We start from the raw sequence: 19,323 nt of genomic DNA, 5'->3' as shown, positions 1-19,323 counted from the left end.
TATATGGTTTTAACGATATAAATCGTTTATTTGATTTATACTGTTTATTGGTTCTTTTCGATGAATACCAGGTGGCGCTCCGCCTGCAGCCCTGGAACCTGGATAGCCCTCAATTCGCTCACTTTCCAGTCGCTCGGAAGCCGTTCCTGTTCGTCCGCCGGCGCCGTGCCTTTCAGGGCGATGAATTTGCCGCCCTCGGCCAACAGGTGTCCCGACCAGTTGACGAAGTCGGACAGGTCGGCAAAAGCGCGCGAGGTGATCACGTCAAATTTATGGGGCACCTGCAGCTGCTCCACGCGCGCCGTGTGCACGGTGACGTTGGCCAGGCCCAGTTCGGCCTTCACTTGCGTGAGGAACGCGGTTTTCTTGTGCACGGTGTCGATCAGGGCCACTTTCATGTCGGGCCGGGCGATAGCGAGCACGATGCCTGGCAAGCCGCCCCCTGCTCCCACGTCGAGCACGCTGACGGCGCCCTCGAAAGCCGATACCGCGGCCAGCGAATCGAGCGCATGGTGCGTCACCATCTGCATGGGATCGCGCACCGAGGTCAGGTTGTACACCGAGTTCCACTTGGCCAGCAGCGCCAGGTAGTCGAGCAGTTGCCCGTGCTGCTGTTCATTCAGGTCCAGCTTGAGTTCCTTGATGCCATTGGCCAGCACTGGCGCGATGGCGTTACGGTCGAAAAACTTCATCCTGCCAGCTCCTCGTTGAGGGTGGCAAAGCCTTTGGCGCCACGTTTTTTCAAATGCACCAGCAGCAGCGAAATCGCCGCCGGCGTCACGCCCGAGATGCGCGACGCCTGCCCCAGCGTTTCAGGGCGCTGCTTGTCGAGCTTCTGGCGCACTTCGATCGACAGCGCGGTGATGTCGAGGTAGTCGAATCCGGCCGGCAGCTTGAGGTTTTCGTAGTGGTCGTGACGCTCCACTTCCTTGGCCTGGCGGTCGATATAGCCGGCGTATTTGAGCTGGATTTCGACCTGTTCCTTGACCGCGGGGTCTTCCACACCCGGACCGGCCAGCACCTGGCCGTCCACGCCGGACAGGCCCATCAGCTTCTCGTAGTCCACGCCGGGACGGCGCAGCAGGTCCGCCAGCGAGTATTCGCGCTCGATGGCCTGGCCGATCACGCGTTCCGATTCGGCGCTGGCGAGGATGCGCGGGTTCACCCACGTCGTGCGCAGGCGCTCCAGTTCCACGGCGACAGCTTCGCGTTTGCGCTCGAATGCCTCCCACTGGGCGTCGCCCACGCAGCCGAGTTTGCGGCCGATTTCGGTCAGGCGCATGTCGGCATTGTCCTCACGCAGGCTCAGGCGAAACTCGGCGCGGCTCGTGAACATGCGGTACGGCTCGGCCACGCCCTGGGTGGTGAGGTCGTCGACCAGCACGCCAAGGTAGGCTTCGGAACGGCCCGGAACCCAGGCCTCGCTGCCCTTGGTCAGCAGCGCCGCGTTGATACCGGCCAGCATGCCCTGCGCCGCCGCTTCCTCGTAGCCGGTGGTGCCATTGATCTGGCCGGCGAAGAACAAGCCCTGTACGGCCTTGGTTTCGAGCGAGGTTTTCAGGCCGCGCGGGTCGAAATAATCGTATTCGATGGCATAGCCCGGACGCAGGATGAAGGCGTTTTCCATGCCCTTCATCGAGCGTACCAGGGCGATTTGCACGTCGAACGGCAGGCTGGTCGAGATGCCGTTTGGATAGAATTCGTTGGTCGTCAAGCCTTCGGGCTCGAGGAAAATCTGGTGCGATTCCTTGCCGGAGAAGCGATGAATCTTGTCTTCGATCGACGGGCAATAGCGCGGGCCGACGCCTTCGATGACGCCGGTGTACATCGGGCTGCGGTCCAGGCCGGCACGGATGATGTCGTGCGTCTGCGCATTCGTGTGCGTAACCCAGCACGGCACTTGGCGCGGGTGCATCGCGGTGTTACCCATGACCGAAAAGACCGGCACCGGATCGAGGTCGCCCGGCTGCTCGGACATTTGCGAAAAGTCGATGCTGCGGCCATCGATGCGCGGCGGCGTGCCGGTCTTCAGGCGCCCTTGCGGCAGCTTCATTTCCTTCAGGCGCGCCGACAGCGAAATCGCCGGCGGATCGCCAGCGCGGCCGGCCGAGTAATTTTGCAGGCCGACGTGGATCTTCCCATCGAGGAAGGTGCCCGCCGTCAGCACCACCGCGCGGGCGCGGAACTTGATGCCGATCTGGGTGACGGCGCCGACCACGCGGTCGCCTTCGAGCATCAGGTCGTCGACCGCTTGCTGGAACAGCCACAGGTTCGGCTGGTTTTCCAGGCGCGAGCGGATGGCTTGCTTGTACAGGATGCGGTCCGCTTGCGCGCGGGTAGCGCGTACAGCCGGGCCCTTGGACGAGTTAAGGATACGAAACTGGATACCGGATTCGTCCGTGGCGATCGCCATCGCGCCGCCCATGGCGTCGACTTCCTTGACCAGGTGCCCCTTGCCAATGCCGCCGATAGACGGGTTGCAGGACATCTGGCCGAGGGTTTCGATGTTATGGGTGAGCAGCAAAGTCTTCTGGCCCATGCGGGCAGAAGCGAGCGCAGCCTCGGTGCCGGCATGGCCGCCGCCGACGACGATGACGTCGAATTCAGTTGGAAATAGCATGATGGAGTGTAGAGCGAGGGATATGAGGCCCGATTATAGAGTCTTTTCGGACCCTCGACTCTTTTGCACCCAGAATCACCGTTTTTTACACAACGGAATGTTTCACGTGGAACGTCGAATTTGACGAACGTGCATTGTTTCACGTGGAACGTCAGTCAAGCCATCAACGCTGTTCCACGTGGAACATCTACCACTTCACGATGGCGTCGTAGCTCGTCTTCACGATCAGCAAGCTGACCACCACCAGGAACAGCTTGCGCACAAATGCGCTGCCGTGCTTGATCGCCAGCTTGGTCCCGACCAGGGAACCTGCGACCTGGCACGCCGCCATGAGCAAGCCCAACTGCCACAGGACGTGACCGCTGTAGCCGAACCACATCAGCGCAGACAAGTTGCACGCCACATTGACCACCTTGGCGGCAGCCGAAGCGCTAAGGAAATCGAAGCCAAAAAAGCGCACATACAGAAACAGCAGGAAGCTGCCGGTACCGGGACCGAAAAAGCCATCGTAGAAACCGATCGCCGCACCAATGCCGACCGCAACCCAGCGCTCGGTCGAGCCGCTGTGCAGCGGCGCGTGGACGCTGCCGAAATCCTTTTTGCGGAAAGTGTAGACCGCCACCGCGACCAACACGACCGGCAGCAGGGTGCGGACGAAATCGGCAGGAACTTTGGTCACCGTGTAAGCGCCGGCGAATGACAGCAGCAAGGCCGATACCGCCGCCGGCGCGGCTGCGCTCCACGCCACCCTCACCTTGCGCGCGTAATTGACAGCCGCCGCGCCGGTACCGAAGATGCCCGCTAACTTGCTTGTTCCCAGCAAGGTCGCTGGGACTTCACGTGGAAACATCGAAAACAGCACAGGTAGCTGGATCAAACCGCCTCCACCCACAACAGCATCTACCAAGCCGGCGAGGAAGGCCGCGCATCCGAGTAAGGCGAAATCGATCATGAATTTTCCAAGGCATGTAGGCTGAACAGCTCAGTCAGATATTGTACGGAAGAAATCTGATCGACGTTTCCCTCGCCCATTTTCCTGCCGGTGACCATGATGGTGTAAGCTTTTGACATCCCCCATCGTCCTGCAGGTGCACAATGACCCAGTCCGCCGAGTTCAGTTTCAGTACCGTCCCCCATCTTGTTTCCGCTCCCGGTGCCAGCAGCCGGCTCGGTACGCTGGTCGCCGCTCACTTCCCTTCCGCCCGTCGTGCGCTGATCGTCACCGACCCGGGCTTTCTTTCCACCGGCTTGGTGGACGCGCCGTGCCGCTCGCTCGAGCAGGCGGGCCTTGCCGTTCACGTCTGGTCCGATGTGGTGGCCGACCCGCCGGAGTCGGTGGTACTGCAGGCGGTGGACGTGGCGCGCCAGCACGGCGCCGACCTCGTCATCGGCCTGGGTGGTGGCAGTTCGATGGATGTAGCGAAGCTGATCGCGGTGCTGGCCGGCAGCGACCAGCCGCTCAGCCAGATCTACGGCATCGGCAATGTACGCGGCACGCGCCTGCCGCTGGTACAGATTCCGACTACGGCCGGCACCGGATCGGAAGTGACGAACATCGCCATCGTCACCACCGGCGCGACCACCAAGATGGGCGTGGTCGCGCCGCAGCTGTACGCGGACCTGGCGATCCTGGACGCGCAATTGACGCTGGGCCTGCCGCCCATGGTGACGGCCGCGACTGGGATCGATGCGATAGTGCATGCCATCGAAGCCTTCACCAGCAAGCACAAGAAGAATCCGCTGTCGGATAACCTGGCGCGCCAGGCGCTGTCGCTACTGTCGCGCAACCTGCTGCGCGCGTGCGAACACGGTGCCGACCTGGAGGCGCGCCAGGCCATGCTGCTCGGCGCCTGCCTCGCCGGCCAGGCATTTTCCAACGCGCCCGTGGCGGCGGTGCACGCCCTCGCCTATCCAATTGGGGGCATATTTCACGTGCCACATGGTTTGTCCAACTCGTTGGTGCTGCCGCATGTGCTGCGCTTTAACCTGTCGCATGCGAGCGCGCATTATGCCGAGCTGGCCGGGATCATCGATCCGGGCGTGAGCGGCAGCGAAGAGGCACGCGCCAATGCGCTGGTCAATGCGATGGAAAAGATTGCCGCGAACACCGGCATCCAGACAACGCTACGGCAGGTTGGCGTAAGCGAGTCCGATATCGACAAGCTGGCCGACGATGCGATGCTGCAGACTCGCCTGCTCGGCAACAACCCGCGCGAGCTCACGCGCGAAGATATCCACCGCATCTACACTGCGGCCTACTGAGCGCTAGCTCATCACGGCGCCGCCGTCGACGTTGAGCGTCTGCGCCGTGATGTAGGCCGACTCGTCGCTGGCCAGGAAAATCGCCGCGCCCGCCAGGTCGCCCGGCGTTCCCATGCGCCCAAGCGGCACAGCCAGCCCGACTGCCCTCTTCTTCTCACCCGGCTGCAAATGTTCGTAACGCGCGAACAGGGCGTCCACGTGGTCCCACATGGGCGTATCGACCACCCCAGGCGAAATGGCGTTCACGCGGATGCCATGCGGCGCCATCGCCAGCGCGGCCGACTGGGTGTAACTGATCACCGCCGCCTTGCTCGCGCAGTAGTGCGCCACCAACGCTTCGCCGCGCCGCCCCGCCTGGGACGCCAGATTGATGATGGCACCGGTCCGGCCCGCATCCACCATGGCCCGCAGCACCTGCTGCATCACGAGAAACATGCCTTTGACGTTGACGTCGAAGATGCGCTCATACATCGCCAGATCGGACTCCAGCAACGGCGCCATGTCGAACACGGCCGCATTGTTGAACAGGATGTCGACGGGGCCGAAGCGTTCATTCGCCGCCGCCAGCATGGCGCCCACCGCGCCGGCGTTGCGCACGTCGGCGCCAAAATAGTGCAGCTGTTCCGGGTAGCGCGCCATCAGTGGCGCCAGTGCGGCCGGCGGCGTGGCGGCCAGATCGACCACGCTGCAGCGCGCTCCCTCTGCCAGGTAAGCCTCGGCCACGGCCAGGCCGATGCCGCCGCCGGCCCCGGTCAGCAAGGCATGCCTGGATGCGAGCCGGTTCATGCTTGCGCGCTGCTTGGACATTATCAATCTCCTTGGGTGTGGGAAGTGCTGAAAAGTCTAGCAACGATCGCGCATCAGGCCTGATACGGCGTACGCAATAGTCGATACTTTTATCCAGCCCGCATTGGCAGCCCGTACAGCGTCGGGCACGCCAGCGCTGGGTGCAAAAAAGTATCGACACTAGGTGTTGCAGTATCAGAAAGTATCGGAGCCCGATGCTACATTCTGTACACGGTGCAAACCTTGCATTGAATAAAACTAAAAAATCTGGAGACGACAGCATGAAACGTATCGCAAGCAGTGCCTTGTGCACGGCCCTCTTCTGTGTCAGCAGCGCATCCCTGGCAGCCACCAATCTGGTGATCGCCACCGTCAACAACGGCCACATGATCGAGATGCAAAAGATGGGCAAGTTCTTCGAACAAGCCAATCCCGATATCAAACTGAAATGGGTCACCCTGGAGGAAGGGGTGTTGCGCCAGCGCATGACTACCGACATCGCCACCAAGGGCGGCCAGTTCGACGTGATGACCATCGGCATGTACGAAACGCCGATCTGGGCCAAAAAAGACTGGCTGATGCCGCTCAAACCGGACGCAACGTACGATATCGACGACCTGCTGCCTTCGATTCGCGATGGCTTGTCGCTGAACGGCAAGCTGTACGCCGCGCCGTTCTACGGCGAAAGTTCGATGATCATGTACCGCAGCGACCTGGTCAAAAAAGCCGGCATGAGCATCGAAGACCGCCCGAGCTGGGCCCACATTCGCGCCGTGGCCGCCAAGATCCACGACCCGGCCAAGGGCGTATACGGCATCTGCCTGCGCGGAAAACCGGGCTGGGGCGACAACATGGCGCTGATCACCACCATGGCAAATTCCTTCGGCGGCCAACTGTTCGACATGAAATGGCAACCGCAATTCACCAGCAAGCCGTGGAAAGACGCCGTCACCACCTACGTCGACCTGCTCAAGAACTTCGGTCCGCCGGGCTCGTCCTCGAACAGCTTCAATGAAATCCTGGCGCTGTACAACGAAGGCAAGTGCGGCATCTGGATCGACGCCACCATCGCCGCTTCCTTCGTCACCGATCCGAAACAGAGCAAGGTGGCCGACAAGGTCGCGTTCGCGCAGTCGCCCATTGCCACGACCGAGCGCGGCGCCAACTGGCTGTGGGCCTGGTCGCTGGCCATCCCAAAAAGCTCGAAACAGCCCGAGGCGGCGCAAAAGTTCATCAACTGGGCTACCTCGAAGGACTACATCAAACTGGTCGCCAGGGAGGCCGGCTGGGCCAGCGTGCCAACCGGAACCCGCAAGTCGACCTACGCTTCGCCCGAGTTCATGAAAGCCGCCAAATTCGCGGCCGCCGAGGGCACGGCGATCGCCACCAGCCGTCCGAACCAGAGCACCCTGCCGCCGTCGCCGTACGTCGGCGTGCAGTACGCCGCGATCCCGGAATTCCAGACCATCGGCGTGGCGGCGGGCCAGCAGATGAGCGCGGCCCTGCTGGGCAAGGTCACGGTCGACCAGGCACTGGCGGTCACCCAGCAGGCGGCCGAGCGCGAAATGCGCAAGGGCGGCTACTACAAGTAGTTCATTCCACGCTTGCGTTTTCAGTCGCCGCTGCGCCCGCGCGCAAGCGGCGTTCCTTTGTCGCACCTGGGAACTTTATGACACGACTCCTGCCCCGGACCTTGCTGACCCCTGCGGTGCTTGCCATCGCCATCATCTCCATCGTCCCGCTGTTGATCACCCTGTACTACTCCTTCGTCCGCTACAGCATGCTCGCCCCCGGCGAACATGACTTCCACGGGCTGGCCAACTTTCACTTCTTCTTCACCGACGGCGCCTTCTTGCCGGCGTTGAAAAACACCTTCGTCCTGATGTTTTCCGTCATGGCAATCACGGTCGTGCTGGGCATTGCGCTGGGCCTGCTGATCAACGACGCCTTCCCCGGCCGCGCCATCGTGCGCGTGCTGCTGATATCGCCATTCCTGGTGATGCCGGCGGTGAACGCGCTGATGTGGAAGAACATGCTGCTCAATCCCATCTACGGCCTGTTCGCGCACGTCAGCATCTTCTTCGGCGCGACGCCCATCGACTGGCTGTCCGAATACCCGCTGCTGTCGATCGTGATGATGGTGTCCTGGCAGTGGCTCCCATTCGCCTGCCTGATCTTCATGACAGCGCTGCAATCGATGGACAAGGAACAGCTGGAGGCGGCCGGCATGGACGGCGCCAACTACCTGCAGCAGCTGCGCTACCTGTACCTCCCGCATCTGGGGCGCGCGGTGTCGGTGGTACTGATGATCGAAATGATTTTCCTGCTGTCGGTGTTCGCCGAGATCTTCACCACCACCGGCGGTGGCCCCGGCTTCGAGACGACCACCATCACCTTCATGATCTATCAGCAAGCCTTGCAGTCCTACGATATCGGCGCGGCGTCGGCCGGCGCCCTGTTCGCGGTGCTGCTGGCGAACATCGCGGCCTTCTTCCTGATGCGCGTCATCGGCAAGAACCTGGCGAAATAGGGAGACACCGATGACCAACAAACTCGCACTGCACACCCGCACGGCCGCCGCCTGGTTTTTCGCGCTGCTGCTGTTCTTCCCGATCTTCTGGCTCGGCCTGATGGCCTTCAAGACCGAGGCCCAGGCCATCGCCACGCCGCCGCTGATGTTCTTTGAGCCGACCCTGCAAAGCTTCCAGGAAGTGATGGCGCGCGACCACTACGCCGGCTACGCGTTCAATTCGCTCATCACCAGCGTGCTCTCGACCGCGTTCGGGCTGGCGATTGCGATTCCGGCTGCGTATTCGATGGCGTTCTTTCCGACCGGCGGCACCGTCGGCCTGCTCAAGTTCATTCTCAGCTCGCGCTACATGCCAGGCGTGGGCGCGCTGATGCCGATCTACGTCTGCTTCCAGTATGCCGGCCTGCTCGATACCCGCGTCGGCCTGACCATCATGTTCATGCTCATGAACCTGCCGATCATGATCTGGCTGCTCTACACCAGCCTGCGCGAGCTGCCGCGCGACATCCTGGAGGCGGCGCGCATGGATGGCGCCACCGTCTTCCACGAGTTCCGCTACATCGTGCTGCCGCTGTCGGTGGGCGGCATCGCCTCGACCGCGCTGGTGTGCATGGTGTGGGCGTGGAACGAATCGTTCTGGTCGCTCAACCTGGGCGCCTCGAATGCCGGCACCTTGGCCTGGCTGATCGCCTCCTACTCCAGCCCGGAGGGGCTGTTCTGGGCCAAGCTCTCGGCCGCTTCCCTGATGGCGATCGCGCCGATCATGGCGCTGGGCTGGTTCTGCCAGAAGCAGCTGGTGCAAGGCATGACATTCGGCGCGGTCAAATAAGACAACCATAGGACATCAAGATCATGGCTTACCTCCAACTGAAAAACATCGAGAAATTCTTCGGCGAGCACCACGCCATCAAGGGCATCGACCTGGAGATCGAAAAGGGCGAGTTCGTCGTCTTCGTCGGCCCGTCGGGCTGCGGCAAGTCGACCTTGCTGCGGCTGATCGCGGGCCTGGAGCCCATCGACAAGGGCAGCCTGCACCTGGACGGGCGCGACATCACCGCCCTGCCCTCGTCCAAACGCGACCTGGCGATGGTGTTCCAGTCGTACGCGCTGTATCCGCATATGACGGTGTTCCAGAACATGTCGTTCGCGCTGAAACTGGCCGGCGTGCCGCCCACTGCGATCCGCACCAAGGTCGACAAGGCCGCCGCCATTCTCAATCTCGGCGATTACCTCGAACGCAAGCCCAAGGAGCTGTCCGGCGGCCAGCGCCAGCGCGTCGCCATCGGCCGCGCGATCGTGCGCGACCCCAAGGTGTTCCTGTTCGACGAACCGCTGTCGAACCTGGACGCGGCCCTGCGCGTGCAGACCCGCATCGAAATCGCCAAGCTGCACCGCGAGCTGGGCGCCACCACCATCTACGTGACGCACGACCAGGTCGAGGCGATGACCCTGGCCGACCGCGTGGTGGTGCTGCGCGACGGCCGGATCGAGCAGCACGGCTCGCCCCTGGCGCTGTACGACCGCCCGGCCAACCGCTTCGTGGCGCAGTTCATCGGCACCCCGAGCATGAACGTGGTACCGGCGGCGGGCTTGCCGCGCCTGGCCGCAGGCGTGACCCCGAGCGACGGCTTTGTCGGCATCCGTCCCGAGCATGTTCATGTGCTGGACGCGGCGCAGCCGGACAGCCTGCCCGCCACGGTCGACATGGTCGAATCGCTCGGCGTCGAAACGCTGGTCTACGCGCGCCTGGAGAATAACGTGCAGGTGGTCGCGCGCGGCAGCGAACGCATTGCCCTGCAGCCTGGCGCACGCACCCACCTGGCGTTCGAGCACGGCTTCGTGCACCACTTCGACAAGCTTGGTTCCACGTGCGGCACGCCCGCGCAGGGAGCGCAATGATGGCGATCGCATTGAACAACGCCGCGCTCGACCACCTGCCGCCGCACATACCCGGTCCCGGCTACGACCGCGGCATGCACGCGCCCAGCATCGTGCACATTGGCGTGGGCGGTTTTTTTCGCTCGCATCAGGCGCTCTATCTGGACGACCTGCTGCGCCTGCCCGGCCACGCGCAGTGGGGTTACTGCGGCGTCGGATTGCTGGCGCACGATGCCGCGATGCGCGACGCCATGCTGGCCCAGGACTGCCTGTACACGCTGGTAGAGCGCAGCGCCCACGGCGACTCGGCGCGCGTGGTCGGCTCGCTGCTGCAATTCATGTACGCGCCGGACGATCCGCAGGCGGTGCTGGAAAAGCTGGCCGATCCCGGCACCCGCATCGTGTCGCTCACGATCACCGAAGGCGGCTACTACGTCAACCAGGGCGACGGCAGCTTCGACGCCGGCCATCCCGACATCGTGCACGACCTGGCCCACCCGCACACGCCGCGCTGCTGCTTCGGCTATCTGGCCGAGGCGCTGGCACGGCGCCGCGAGCGTGGACTGGCGCCGTTCACCGTGATGTCCTGCGATAACCTGCAAAGCAACGGTGACGTCGCCCGCGCGATGCTGCTGGCCTTTACAAAGCTGCGCGATCCCGCGTTGAGCGCATGGCTGGCCGAGCACTGCGCATTCCCGAACAGCATGGTCGACCGCATCACGCCGGCCACGACCGACGAACACCGCCTGCTGCTGCGCCAGAAGTTCGGGCTTGTCGACGCCTGGCCGGTGATGGCGGAGCCATTCAAAAGCTGGGTCATCGAAGACCATTTTCCGGGCGGGCGCCCGGCCTGGGAACTGGTCGGCGCGCACATGACGGACGATGTGCTGCCCTACGAAAAAATGAAGCTGCGCCTGCTCAACGCCGGCCACCAGTCGCTGTGCTACATCGGCATGTTGCTCGCCTACGAATACGCGCACGAAGCGATGGCGGACGCCGACATCCGCCAGCTGTTTTCGACCATGATGGACATCGAAGTCACGCCGCTGCTGCCCGCGGTGGACGGCATCGACCTCACCGACTACAAGCGCACCTTGATCGAACGCTTCGCCAATCCGGCCGTCGGCGACCAGCTTCTGCGCATCGGTACCGACGGTTCGGCGCGCATGCCCAAATTCGTGCTGCCATCGGTGCGCGACCAGCTTGAACGCGGCGGCCCGATCGACTTCCTCAGCTTTACCGTGGCGTGCTGGTTCCGCTACCTGAACGGCAGCGACGAACAGGGCCGGCCGCTGATCTTGATCGACCCGCTGGCCGCGCAGTTGCGCGAGCTGGCCTTGCGCGGCGCGGCCGACCCGGGCCCGCTGCTGTCGCTGCGCGAGCTGTTCGGCGAGTTAAGCGAGGCGCCCCGCTTCGTGGGTGCTGTCGCCGATGCGCTGGCGCGGCTGTACCGGGATGGCGCACGCGCGGCACTGTTGCACTTGCTGACAACGGCAAAGTGAACGACCATGGGTAAGCCATAAAAAGACGGGGACGACAGGATGACCATTTTGCCTCAGATGCGCCACGTGGAACCGCAGCGCTTCCAGCCCAAGCCACCCGAGCTCGAACGCGAAAACTACGACGGCATCGTCCACTACATCGAGCACGGCTATCCCAGCCCGCGCGTGCGCTGGCACTGCCACGACGAGTACGAGCTGCATCTGATCGTATCCACCAGCGGCAAGCTGTTCGTCGGCGACTACATCGGCGAATTCTCGCCCGGCCACCTGGTGCTGACCGGGCCGCGCCTGCCGCATAACTGGATATCGAGCAGCGTGCCGGAAGAAGGCGTGCTGTTGCGCGACATGATCCTGCAGTTCGCCCACGAGCCGCTGGAGCAGGCCTCCCGGCTGATCCCGGAACTGCGCGAGTTGCTGCCCCTGCTGGAACGGTCGATCTACGGCATCGAGTTTCTCGACATCGGCGCCGAGGCCGAACAGGATTTCCTGCGCATTCGCGGCAGCGGCGGCGCCGAGCGCTTCGGCCACTTCGTGAACTTCATGTGCCGTCTCGCGCGCAACAACAAATACCGCCTGCTGTCGAGCGCGACGATGCGCTCGTATGACGATGAGGGCACCCTGGCCAAGGTCAACGCGGTACTGAGCTACATCACCGACAACTACCGCGATCCGATCTCGGCCGAGGCAGTGGCGGATCAGCTCGGCATGTCGCTGAGCAAATTCTCGCGCTTCTTCCGCAAGACCACGGGAAACAGTTTCACTGACTTCGTCACCCGGCTGCGCGTCAACAAGGCATGCCAGCTGCTGATGAACACCGACCAGTACGTCACCAATGTCTGTTACGACGTCGGTTTCCAGAATGTGGCCAATTTCAACCGGCGCTTCTTGCAGATCAAGGGCGTAACGCCGAAGGAGTTCCGGCGCCAGGCGGGCGGGCGTTTTGGTGCTGGCAGTGCCGGCAGTGCCGGCACTGCCGGCGCATCCGTGGCGGCGGGCGACTCCGCCGGCTAGGTCCGGCTTCTATGCGGCCGGATGCTGGTAGCGGTACTCCTGCGTCCGGCCGCCATAGCCGTAGGCGCTTGCACGCACGTCGTCGACGTAGATATAGCTCTCCTCGTGCAGCTCGCCGAGCAGCGCGCCGAAGCCCGCGAAGACCTCGGCGATGTAGGCCGCCTTTTCATCCTTGGTGTTGGTCTCGTCGGTGACCTTGATGTCGACGTAGACGCTGTGCTTGCGTTGCTCGCTCAGGGACTTGCCGCCGACGATCCAGCAGTCCGGGTCGACGAAATCGATGGCAATGGAAATGAGCTCCCTCTTCTTCCGCAGGATGCCGATGGTATTGTCGAGAACCAGGTCGGCAATCTGGCGGATCATGTCGGGGGATTTCACGGCACTGATTTTGACATTGATAATAGGCATTTACGTCTCCATTGGTTAGCTATGCAACTACTTGGGTAAAAAAAATCAAACCACTGCCGCGCGCGCCTGCTTGAGCGAACCGACGATGGCGGCAAACTGTTCCGGTTCGAGAAGCTGTTTCAGCCGGGCGGTGACGGCCCCGCTTGCCGCGTTGAGATCGTCATGCATGGCCAGCGCGCCGGGTTCCGGAAACACCGCGCATTCACGGCCATCCCCGCCGGTGGCGCGGCGGTCGATCAGGTGCAGCTTTTGCAAACCGTCGAGCGAGCGCGTGGCGGTTGGGCGGCTGATCACCAGTTCCCTGGCCAGTTCGCTTTGCAGCAAGCCCGGACGCGCCAGGATCGCGCGCAGCATGAACGCCTGCGATGGCGTCAGTCCGAACGGCTTGAACGCACGCGTCCACTCACGCTCCAGAACCCGGGCCAGCGCAGTCGTATTGAAATAGAGGCAGTGATCAAACATGCATCCACTGTAGCCGATGATAGTTCGCTATGCAACCAGTTTATGGAATTGTTTCACGTGAAGCAATTTGGACATCCGCCTACTCTGCTGTGAAAAATTTAAGTATCGATGCATTGACCTGTGTGGCTGCTTCGAGCTGAAGCCAGTGACCGGCTTTTTCGACGCGTTCGTACTGGAAAGTATCGCCGACATACTTCTCGGAACCGCGCATTTGCGCTTCAGTCAGCGCAACATCGCCCGCGCTCCAGATGCCCAGCACTGGAATCTTTACGGTAGGCCAGGTGCTCGCGTTGAACATTTTCAGATTGGCGCGGTAATAGTTCAGGGCGGCGGTCAGACGGCCGGGACGGTCGAGATGGTTACGCCATTCCTCGAACTGACGCGGCGTGCTCGCCAGGCCGCGCAATGCATGCCAGTCGAACGCCTTGATGAGCGACTCGGCGATACCGCGCAGCTGGAATACCAGCACGTAATAGCCTTTGAGCAGCTGCAGCGGCCCGCCGTCGGTGTACGCAGCCGGATGCCCTACCGACAGCGCCACGAAGCGTTCCACGCGCTCTGGCGCGTACATGCAGAGGTTCCAGCCGACCACCGACCCCCAATCGTGGCCGATCAGCAGCGCGCGTTCGACTCCGAGCGCATCGAGCAAGGCCACCATGTCGGCGCGCAGCACTTCCATGGCGTACGCATCCTCGCTGGCGGGCGCTTCAGTCTTGCCGTAACCGCGCAGGTCCGGCGCGATGACGCGATAGCCGGCGGCGGCCAGTGCGTCGATCTGCAAGCGCCAGACAGCATACGTATCCGGAAAGCCATGCAGCAAGAGTAAGGCCGGCCCTTCCCCTTCGGTCACGACGTGCATCGCAATGCCATTCACGGTCAGTGTCTGTTCCATCGTTCCTCCGTAAAAAATTGGATAAAAAAAGCCGGGTCTGCGACCCGGCCCGCACCGTGCATTTTAAGCAATCATACGGATTTCTTACGAATTCCGGAGGCCGCCAGCGCAGCGCCGATTTCACCCACAATGCCACGCCGGAACAGCAGCACGCAAAGGATGAAAATCAGCCCGGTCACCATGCCGACCGATTCGCCCAGCGTATTGAACCACTCGACCCCGGTGTGGGTCGCCAGGAAGGTGCCGATATCGCCCAGCTTGTTTTCCAGCGTGATGATGATGAAGGCGCCAATGATCGGCCCCGACAGCGTCCCCATGCCGCCTACGAGCGTCATCAGGATCACCAGGCCGGACATGGCCCAGTGCACGTCGGTAAGCGTCTCGAAGCCCAGCACCAGCGTCTTGGTGGCGCCCGCCAGCCCCGCCAGCGAGGCTGACAGCACGAAGGCCACCAGCTTGTACTTGTCGACGTCGTAGCCGAGCGAAATGGCGCGCGGCTCGTTTTCCTTGATCGCCTTGAGCACCTGGCCGAACGGCGAGTGCACCGTGCGCACGATCAGCGCAAAGCCCGCCACCGCAATGGCCAGCACCACGAAGTACAAGGTCAGGTCGTTGCTGAGGTCGATCAGGCCGAACAGCTTCCCACGTGGAACTCCCTGCAAGCCATCCTCGCCATGCGTGAAAGGCGCGCGCAGTGCCGCGAAATACACCATCTGCGCCAGCGCCAGCGTGATCATGGAAAAGTAAATGCCTTGCCGGCGAATCGCCAGCGCACCCATCACCAGGCCGACCAGCGCGCTGGCAGCCACGCCCAGCAGAATGCCGACTTCGGTCGGCAAGCCGAGTGCCGTCAGCGCGTGCCCGGTCACGTAACCGGCCGAACCGAAGAACGCGGCGTGGCCGAAGGACAGCAGGCCGGTGTAACCGATCAGCAAGTTGAAGGCGCAGGCAAACAGCCCGAAGCACAGCAACTTCATCAGGAACACGGGATAGCCGATAAAAGGCGCCGCCAGCGCAATCAGCAGCGCGACGCCGTAAGCGATGTTCTTGTTCATCAATGGCTCCAGTTCTCGGTTACTTTTCTTTGCCGAACAAACCGGCGGGACGGAGCAACAGCACGATGACCATGACCACGAACACCACCACTTCCGAGCCTTCCGGATAGAAGACGCGGGTCAGTCCCTCGATCACGCCAAGGCCGAGCCCGGTGATGATGGAACCCATGATCGATCCCATGCCCCCGATCACCACAACGGCGAACACGACGATGATCAGGTTGGAACCCATCAGTGGCGTGACGTTGATGATCGGCGCCGCCAGCACGCCGGCAAAGCCCGCCAGGGCGACGCCGAAGCCGTAGGTCAGCGTGACCATCAGCGGCACGTTGATGCCGAAGGCTTCAACCAGTTTCGGATTCTCGGTCCCGGCCCGCAGGTAGGCGCCGAGCTTGGTCTTTTCGATGACGAACCAGGTCAGCAGGCACACGGTGAGCGAGGCGAACACGACCCACAGGCGGTAGTTGGGCAGTTCCATGAAGCCCAGGTCGGTGCGGCCCTGCAGCAGTTCCGGAACACTGACCGACTGGCCGGAGTTGCCGAAGAACGAGCGGAACACGCCTTCGAGCAGCAAGGTGATGCCGAAGGTGAGCAGCAGGCCGTACAGGTGGTCGAGCTTGTAGAGCCAGCGCAGCATCGATTTTTCGACGATGATGCCGAACACGCCGACCAGCAGGGGCGCCAGCGCCAGCATCGCCCAGTAGCTCAGGCCGAATGTGGTCACGCCGATGTAGGCGGCGAAGGCGCCCATCATGTAGAGGGCGCCGTGGGAGAAGTTGATGACATTAAGCAGGCCGAAGATGACGGCCAGGCCAAGCGAAAGCATGGCGTAGAAGGAGCCGTTGACCAGGCCGAGCAAAAGCTGGCTGACCATGGCCTGCAGGGGAACGCCGAATATTTCCATGGCATCTCAGTTCATAAAATGGGACCGGGCGGGCCGGTGGAGGAGGAAACGCGCGCGAAAAAAACAAACACCCTTTGCTCCGTCGTTCCCGCGCAGGCGGGAACCCAAGTTCGTCGCGTTGTGCTGACGCTCGCAAACTTGGGTTCCCGCCTGCGCGGGAACGACGGCGGGTGTTCGAACGCGACCTAACTTACTTCCACAACGCGCACTTCGTTTCCGCCTTGGTCGTGTATGCCTGCGCGCCCGGAATCGTCGCGACGACCTTGTAGTAATCCCACGGATACTTCGATTCCGCCTGCTTCTTCACTTCCATCAGGTACATATCGTGCACCATGCGGCCATCCGGACGGATCTCGCCGCCCTTGGTGAACATGTCGTTGATCTTGGTCTTCTTCAACTGCGCCATGACCTTCTCGCTGTCGTCGGTACCGATCGCCTTGACCGCATTCAGGTAGTTGGTCGCGGCCGAGTAATCGGCGGCTTGCAGCATCGACGGGAACTTCTTCATCTTGGCGAAATAGCGCTTCGACCAGGCCCGGCTTTCAGGACTCTGATCCCAGTACCAGCCATCGGTCAGATACATGCCTTGGGTCATGTTCAATCCCAAGGTGTGGATATCGTTGATGAACACCAGCAAACCAGCCAGCTTCATCGACTTGCCAACACCAAACTCGTTGGCTGCCTTGACCGCATTGATCATGTCGCCGCCGGCATTGGCCAGGCCCAGAATCTGCGCCTTCGAGCCCTGCGCCTTGATCAGGAAGGACGAGAAATCCGACGCCGACAGCGGGTGCTTGGACGTGCCCGCGACCGTGCCGCCGGCCGCCTTGATCACCTCGGTCGTATCTTTTTCAAGCGACTGGCCGAAGGCATAATCGGCGGTCAGGAAATACCAGTTCTTGCCGCCCTGCTTCACAATCGCGCCACCTGTTCCACGTGCCAACGCCACCGTGTCGTAGGCGTAGTGCACGGTGAACGGCGAGCATTCTTCATTGGTCAGGCGGGCCGTGCCGGCGCCGATCGAAATGAAGACTTTTTTCTTCTCGGCCGCAATCTTGGCCATGGCCAGATTGGCGCCCGAATTGGTGCCGCCGATCAGCATGTCGACACCCTGCTGGTCGAACCATTCGCGCGCCTTGCTGGCGGCGATATCGGCCTTGTTCTGGTGGTCGGCGAAAACGAATTCGATCTTCTTGCCGTTGATATTGCCGCCGAGGTCGGCGATCGCCATCTTGACCGCTTCCGCGCCGCCGGCCCCGTCAACGTCGGCGTACACGCCGGACACGTCGGTCAGCATGCCGATCTTGATAGTGTCGTTCGACACTTGGGCCTGGACTGGCAGGGCGAATCCGAGGCATGCTGCGCTGGTGGCTAAAGCAATGATGTTAGGTTTCATGTTGTCTCCATTGAGGATGTAAGTATGGTCCTGCTATTGGGCTGTCGCTATCCTGCTATACGCCCAGCAGCTCGGTGAGAACCGGCATCTTGGCGCTCAGTTCCGACGAAGCAAAGGTCTCGACAATCTGACCATGCTCCACCACGTAAAACCGGTCCGCCAGCGGTGCGGCGAAGCGGAAATTCTGTTCCACCATGACGATGGTGTAGCCCTTGGCCTTGAGCGTGGTAATCATGCGCGCGAGTCCTTGCACGATCACCGGCGCCAGGCCTTCGGAAATTTCATCGAGCAGCAACAGGCGCGCACCGGTGCGCAAGATGCGCGCCACTGCCAGCATCTGCTGCTCGCCGCCGGACAGGCGCGTGCCCGGGCTGTGTCTTCGTTCCAGTAAATTCGGGAACATCTCGTAGATCTCGGCCACCGACATGCCGGCGTCGCCGCCGGCCAGTTGCGGCGGCAGCATCAGGTTTTCTTCGGTCGACAGCGAGGAAAAAATCCCGCGCTCTTCCGGGCAATACCCGATGCCCAGATGGGCAATCTTGTGCGTCGGCAGGCCGATGGCTTCGACCCCGTTCACCTTGATCGACCCGGTGCGCGCCCCGGTCAAGCCCATGATCGCGCGCAAGGTGGTCGTGCGCCCGGCGCCGTTGCGGCCCAGCAGGGTGACGACTTCACCCTTGTTGACCAGCAAGTTGACGTTGTGGAGGATGTGCGATTCGCCGTACCAGGCTTGTAGATGCGAAATTTCAAGCGCCGCGGTCATCAGTGCGCTCCTTCGAGTTCGGTGCTGGTCGTGCCCATGTAGGCTTCCATCACCTGCGCATTGGTCGAGACTTCGGCGTAACTGCCTTCGGCCAGCAAGGCGCCGCGCTGTAGCACGGTAATCTTGTCGCAGATGCCGGAGACCACGTTCATATTGTGTTCCACCATCAGGATCGTGCGGCCGGCCGAGACTTTTTTGATCAGCTCGGTGACGCGGTGCACATCCTCGTGGCCCATGCCCTGGGTCGGTTCGTCGAGCAGCATCAGCTCGGGCTTCATTGCCAGGGTGGTGGCGATTTCAAGCGCGCGCTTGCGTCCATACGGCATGTCGACCGTGACGGTATCGGCGAATTCGGTCAGGTCGACTTCGGCCAGCAACTCCATGGCGCGCTCGTTCAGGAGCGAGAGCGACCGTTCGCTGCGCCAGAAATGGAAGGAGGTACCCAGCTCGCGCTGCAAGCCGATGCGCACATTCTGCAGCACGGTCAGGTGCGGGAACACGGCGGAAATCTGGAACGAGCGGATGATTCCCATGCGCGCGATCTGGGCCGGGTGCGCGGCGGTGATATCTTTTCCGTTGAACAGGATCTGGCCCGACGTGGGCACCAGGAATTTGGTCAGCAGATTGAAGCAGGTGGTCTTTCCGGCGCCGTTGGGACCGATCAGCGCGTGGATGTGGCCCCGCTGGACGGTGAGGTTGACATCATTGACCGCGGTAAAGCCCTTGAACTCTTTGGTCAGGTTCTTTGTTTCCAATATGACATCTGTCATTGTGTCTCCGGTTTATTTTCATACCGCTTTGAAAACTTTTTTGTTCGATAATACACACAATGGATTTTGGTCACAATACAGTAT

Annotated in this window: 19 protein-coding genes; 7 read left to right on the top strand and 12 right to left on the bottom strand. The window is 62.1% G+C overall.

All coding sequences use genetic code 11. From position 1 onward, the window contains the following. Nucleotides 1–44: 44 nt before the first annotated feature. From rsmG to CR152_RS02060, 3 genes are all read right to left on the bottom strand, one after another. Nucleotides 45–692: a 16S rRNA (guanine(527)-N(7))-methyltransferase RsmG gene (gene rsmG, locus CR152_RS02070; protein ID WP_099873353.1), complete on the bottom strand. Its 648-nt coding sequence runs from the start codon at nucleotides 690–692 to the stop codon at nucleotides 45–47. Then, on the bottom strand, nucleotides 689–2,620 hold the full coding sequence (mnmG, locus tag CR152_RS02065; RefSeq protein WP_099873351.1) for a tRNA uridine-5-carboxymethylaminomethyl(34) synthesis enzyme MnmG: 1,932 nt from the start codon (nucleotides 2,618–2,620) through the stop codon (nucleotides 689–691). Before mnmG ends, rsmG begins: the two co-directional genes overlap by 4 nt. Before the next feature lie 187 nt (nucleotides 2,621–2,807). Continuing rightward, a complete protein-coding gene (locus tag CR152_RS02060; RefSeq protein WP_099873349.1) occupies nucleotides 2,808–3,572 on the bottom strand; it encodes a sulfite exporter TauE/SafE family protein in 765 nt (254 codons plus the stop codon). Between the two features lie 143 nt (nucleotides 3,573–3,715). On the opposite strand from CR152_RS02060, the gene CR152_RS02055 reads away from it, so the two are divergent. Then, on the top strand, nucleotides 3,716–4,882 hold the full coding sequence (locus tag CR152_RS02055) for an iron-containing alcohol dehydrogenase (protein ID WP_099873347.1): 1,167 nt from the start codon (nucleotides 3,716–3,718) through the stop codon (nucleotides 4,880–4,882). A gap of 3 nt (nucleotides 4,883–4,885) precedes the next feature. On the opposite strand, the gene CR152_RS02050 is transcribed toward CR152_RS02055, so the two are convergent. Further along, a complete protein-coding gene (locus tag CR152_RS02050) occupies nucleotides 4,886–5,689 on the bottom strand; it encodes an L-iditol 2-dehydrogenase (RefSeq protein ID WP_307718558.1) in 804 nt (267 codons plus the stop codon). A 260-nt stretch (nucleotides 5,690–5,949) separates the two neighbouring features. Here CR152_RS02050 and CR152_RS02045 point away from each other — a divergent pair, with 260 nt between their 5' ends. From CR152_RS02045 to CR152_RS02020, 6 genes are all read left to right on the top strand, one after another. Then, entirely contained in the window at nucleotides 5,950–7,260 is a 1,311-nt protein-coding gene (locus CR152_RS02045; protein ID WP_099873344.1) for an ABC transporter substrate-binding protein, read from the top strand. A gap of 77 nt (nucleotides 7,261–7,337) precedes the next feature. After that, nucleotides 7,338–8,198 carry a carbohydrate ABC transporter permease gene (locus tag CR152_RS02040; protein ID WP_099873342.1) on the top strand — a complete coding sequence of 287 codons (861 nt, stop codon included), beginning with the start codon at nucleotides 7,338–7,340 and terminating at the stop codon, nucleotides 8,196–8,198. A gap of 10 nt (nucleotides 8,199–8,208) precedes the next feature. After that, nucleotides 8,209–9,027, top strand: a complete 819-nt coding sequence (locus tag CR152_RS02035) for a carbohydrate ABC transporter permease (RefSeq protein ID WP_099873340.1) — start codon at nucleotides 8,209–8,211, stop codon at nucleotides 9,025–9,027. Nucleotides 9,028–9,050: 23 nt separating this feature from the next. Then, nucleotides 9,051–10,097: an ABC transporter ATP-binding protein gene (locus CR152_RS02030; RefSeq protein ID WP_099873338.1), complete on the top strand. Its 1,047-nt coding sequence runs from the start codon at nucleotides 9,051–9,053 to the stop codon at nucleotides 10,095–10,097. Beyond that, on the top strand, nucleotides 10,094–11,578 hold the full coding sequence (locus CR152_RS02025; protein ID WP_099873336.1) for a mannitol dehydrogenase family protein: 1,485 nt from the start codon (nucleotides 10,094–10,096) through the stop codon (nucleotides 11,576–11,578). Before CR152_RS02030 ends, CR152_RS02025 begins: the two co-directional genes overlap by 4 nt. A 39-nt stretch (nucleotides 11,579–11,617) precedes the next feature. After that, nucleotides 11,618–12,589: a helix-turn-helix domain-containing protein gene (locus tag CR152_RS02020; protein WP_099873334.1), complete on the top strand. Its 972-nt coding sequence runs from the start codon at nucleotides 11,618–11,620 to the stop codon at nucleotides 12,587–12,589. Nucleotides 12,590–12,598: 9 nt separating this feature from the next. Here CR152_RS02020 and CR152_RS02015 read toward each other — a convergent pair whose 3' ends face one another. The 8 genes from CR152_RS02015 to CR152_RS01980 all read right to left on the bottom strand — a co-directional run bounded on the left by CR152_RS02015 (nucleotide 12,599) and on the right by CR152_RS01980 (nucleotide 19,239). After that, complete coding sequence (locus CR152_RS02015) at nucleotides 12,599–12,997, bottom strand: tautomerase family protein (protein ID WP_099873332.1); 399 nt, start codon at nucleotides 12,995–12,997, stop codon at nucleotides 12,599–12,601. Nucleotides 12,998–13,042: 45 nt separating this feature from the next. Beyond that, on the bottom strand, nucleotides 13,043–13,459 hold the full coding sequence (locus CR152_RS02010; RefSeq protein ID WP_099873330.1) for a MarR family winged helix-turn-helix transcriptional regulator: 417 nt from the start codon (nucleotides 13,457–13,459) through the stop codon (nucleotides 13,043–13,045). Between the two features lie 79 nt (nucleotides 13,460–13,538). Continuing rightward, complete coding sequence (locus tag CR152_RS02005) at nucleotides 13,539–14,351, bottom strand: alpha/beta fold hydrolase (RefSeq protein ID WP_099873328.1); 813 nt, start codon at nucleotides 14,349–14,351, stop codon at nucleotides 13,539–13,541. Between the two features lie 71 nt (nucleotides 14,352–14,422). Beyond that, on the bottom strand, nucleotides 14,423–15,406 hold the full coding sequence (locus CR152_RS02000) for a branched-chain amino acid ABC transporter permease (protein WP_099873326.1): 984 nt from the start codon (nucleotides 15,404–15,406) through the stop codon (nucleotides 14,423–14,425). 19 nt (nucleotides 15,407–15,425) lie between these two features. Beyond that, nucleotides 15,426–16,310 carry a branched-chain amino acid ABC transporter permease gene (locus CR152_RS01995; RefSeq protein WP_099873324.1) on the bottom strand — a complete coding sequence of 295 codons (885 nt, stop codon included), beginning with the start codon at nucleotides 16,308–16,310 and terminating at the stop codon, nucleotides 15,426–15,428. A 190-nt stretch (nucleotides 16,311–16,500) separates the two neighbouring features. Continuing rightward, nucleotides 16,501–17,706, bottom strand: a complete 1,206-nt coding sequence (locus CR152_RS01990; protein ID WP_099873322.1) for an ABC transporter substrate-binding protein — start codon at nucleotides 17,704–17,706, stop codon at nucleotides 16,501–16,503. A gap of 55 nt (nucleotides 17,707–17,761) precedes the next feature. Further along, nucleotides 17,762–18,469 (bottom strand): ABC transporter ATP-binding protein, encoded by a 708-nt coding sequence (locus tag CR152_RS01985; RefSeq protein ID WP_099873320.1) that lies wholly within the window; start codon nucleotides 18,467–18,469, stop codon nucleotides 17,762–17,764. After that, nucleotides 18,469–19,239, bottom strand: a complete 771-nt coding sequence (locus tag CR152_RS01980; RefSeq protein WP_099873318.1) for an ABC transporter ATP-binding protein — start codon at nucleotides 19,237–19,239, stop codon at nucleotides 18,469–18,471. The genes CR152_RS01985 and CR152_RS01980 overlap by 1 nt, the downstream gene beginning before the upstream one ends. Between the last annotated feature and the right edge of the window lie 84 nt (nucleotides 19,240–19,323).

This window comes from Massilia violaceinigra (assembly GCF_002752675.1).
Taxonomy (GTDB): Bacteria; Pseudomonadota; Gammaproteobacteria; order Burkholderiales; family Burkholderiaceae_D; genus Telluria_A; species Telluria_A violaceinigra.
This window is presented reverse-complemented; position numbering and strand designations above follow the sequence as displayed.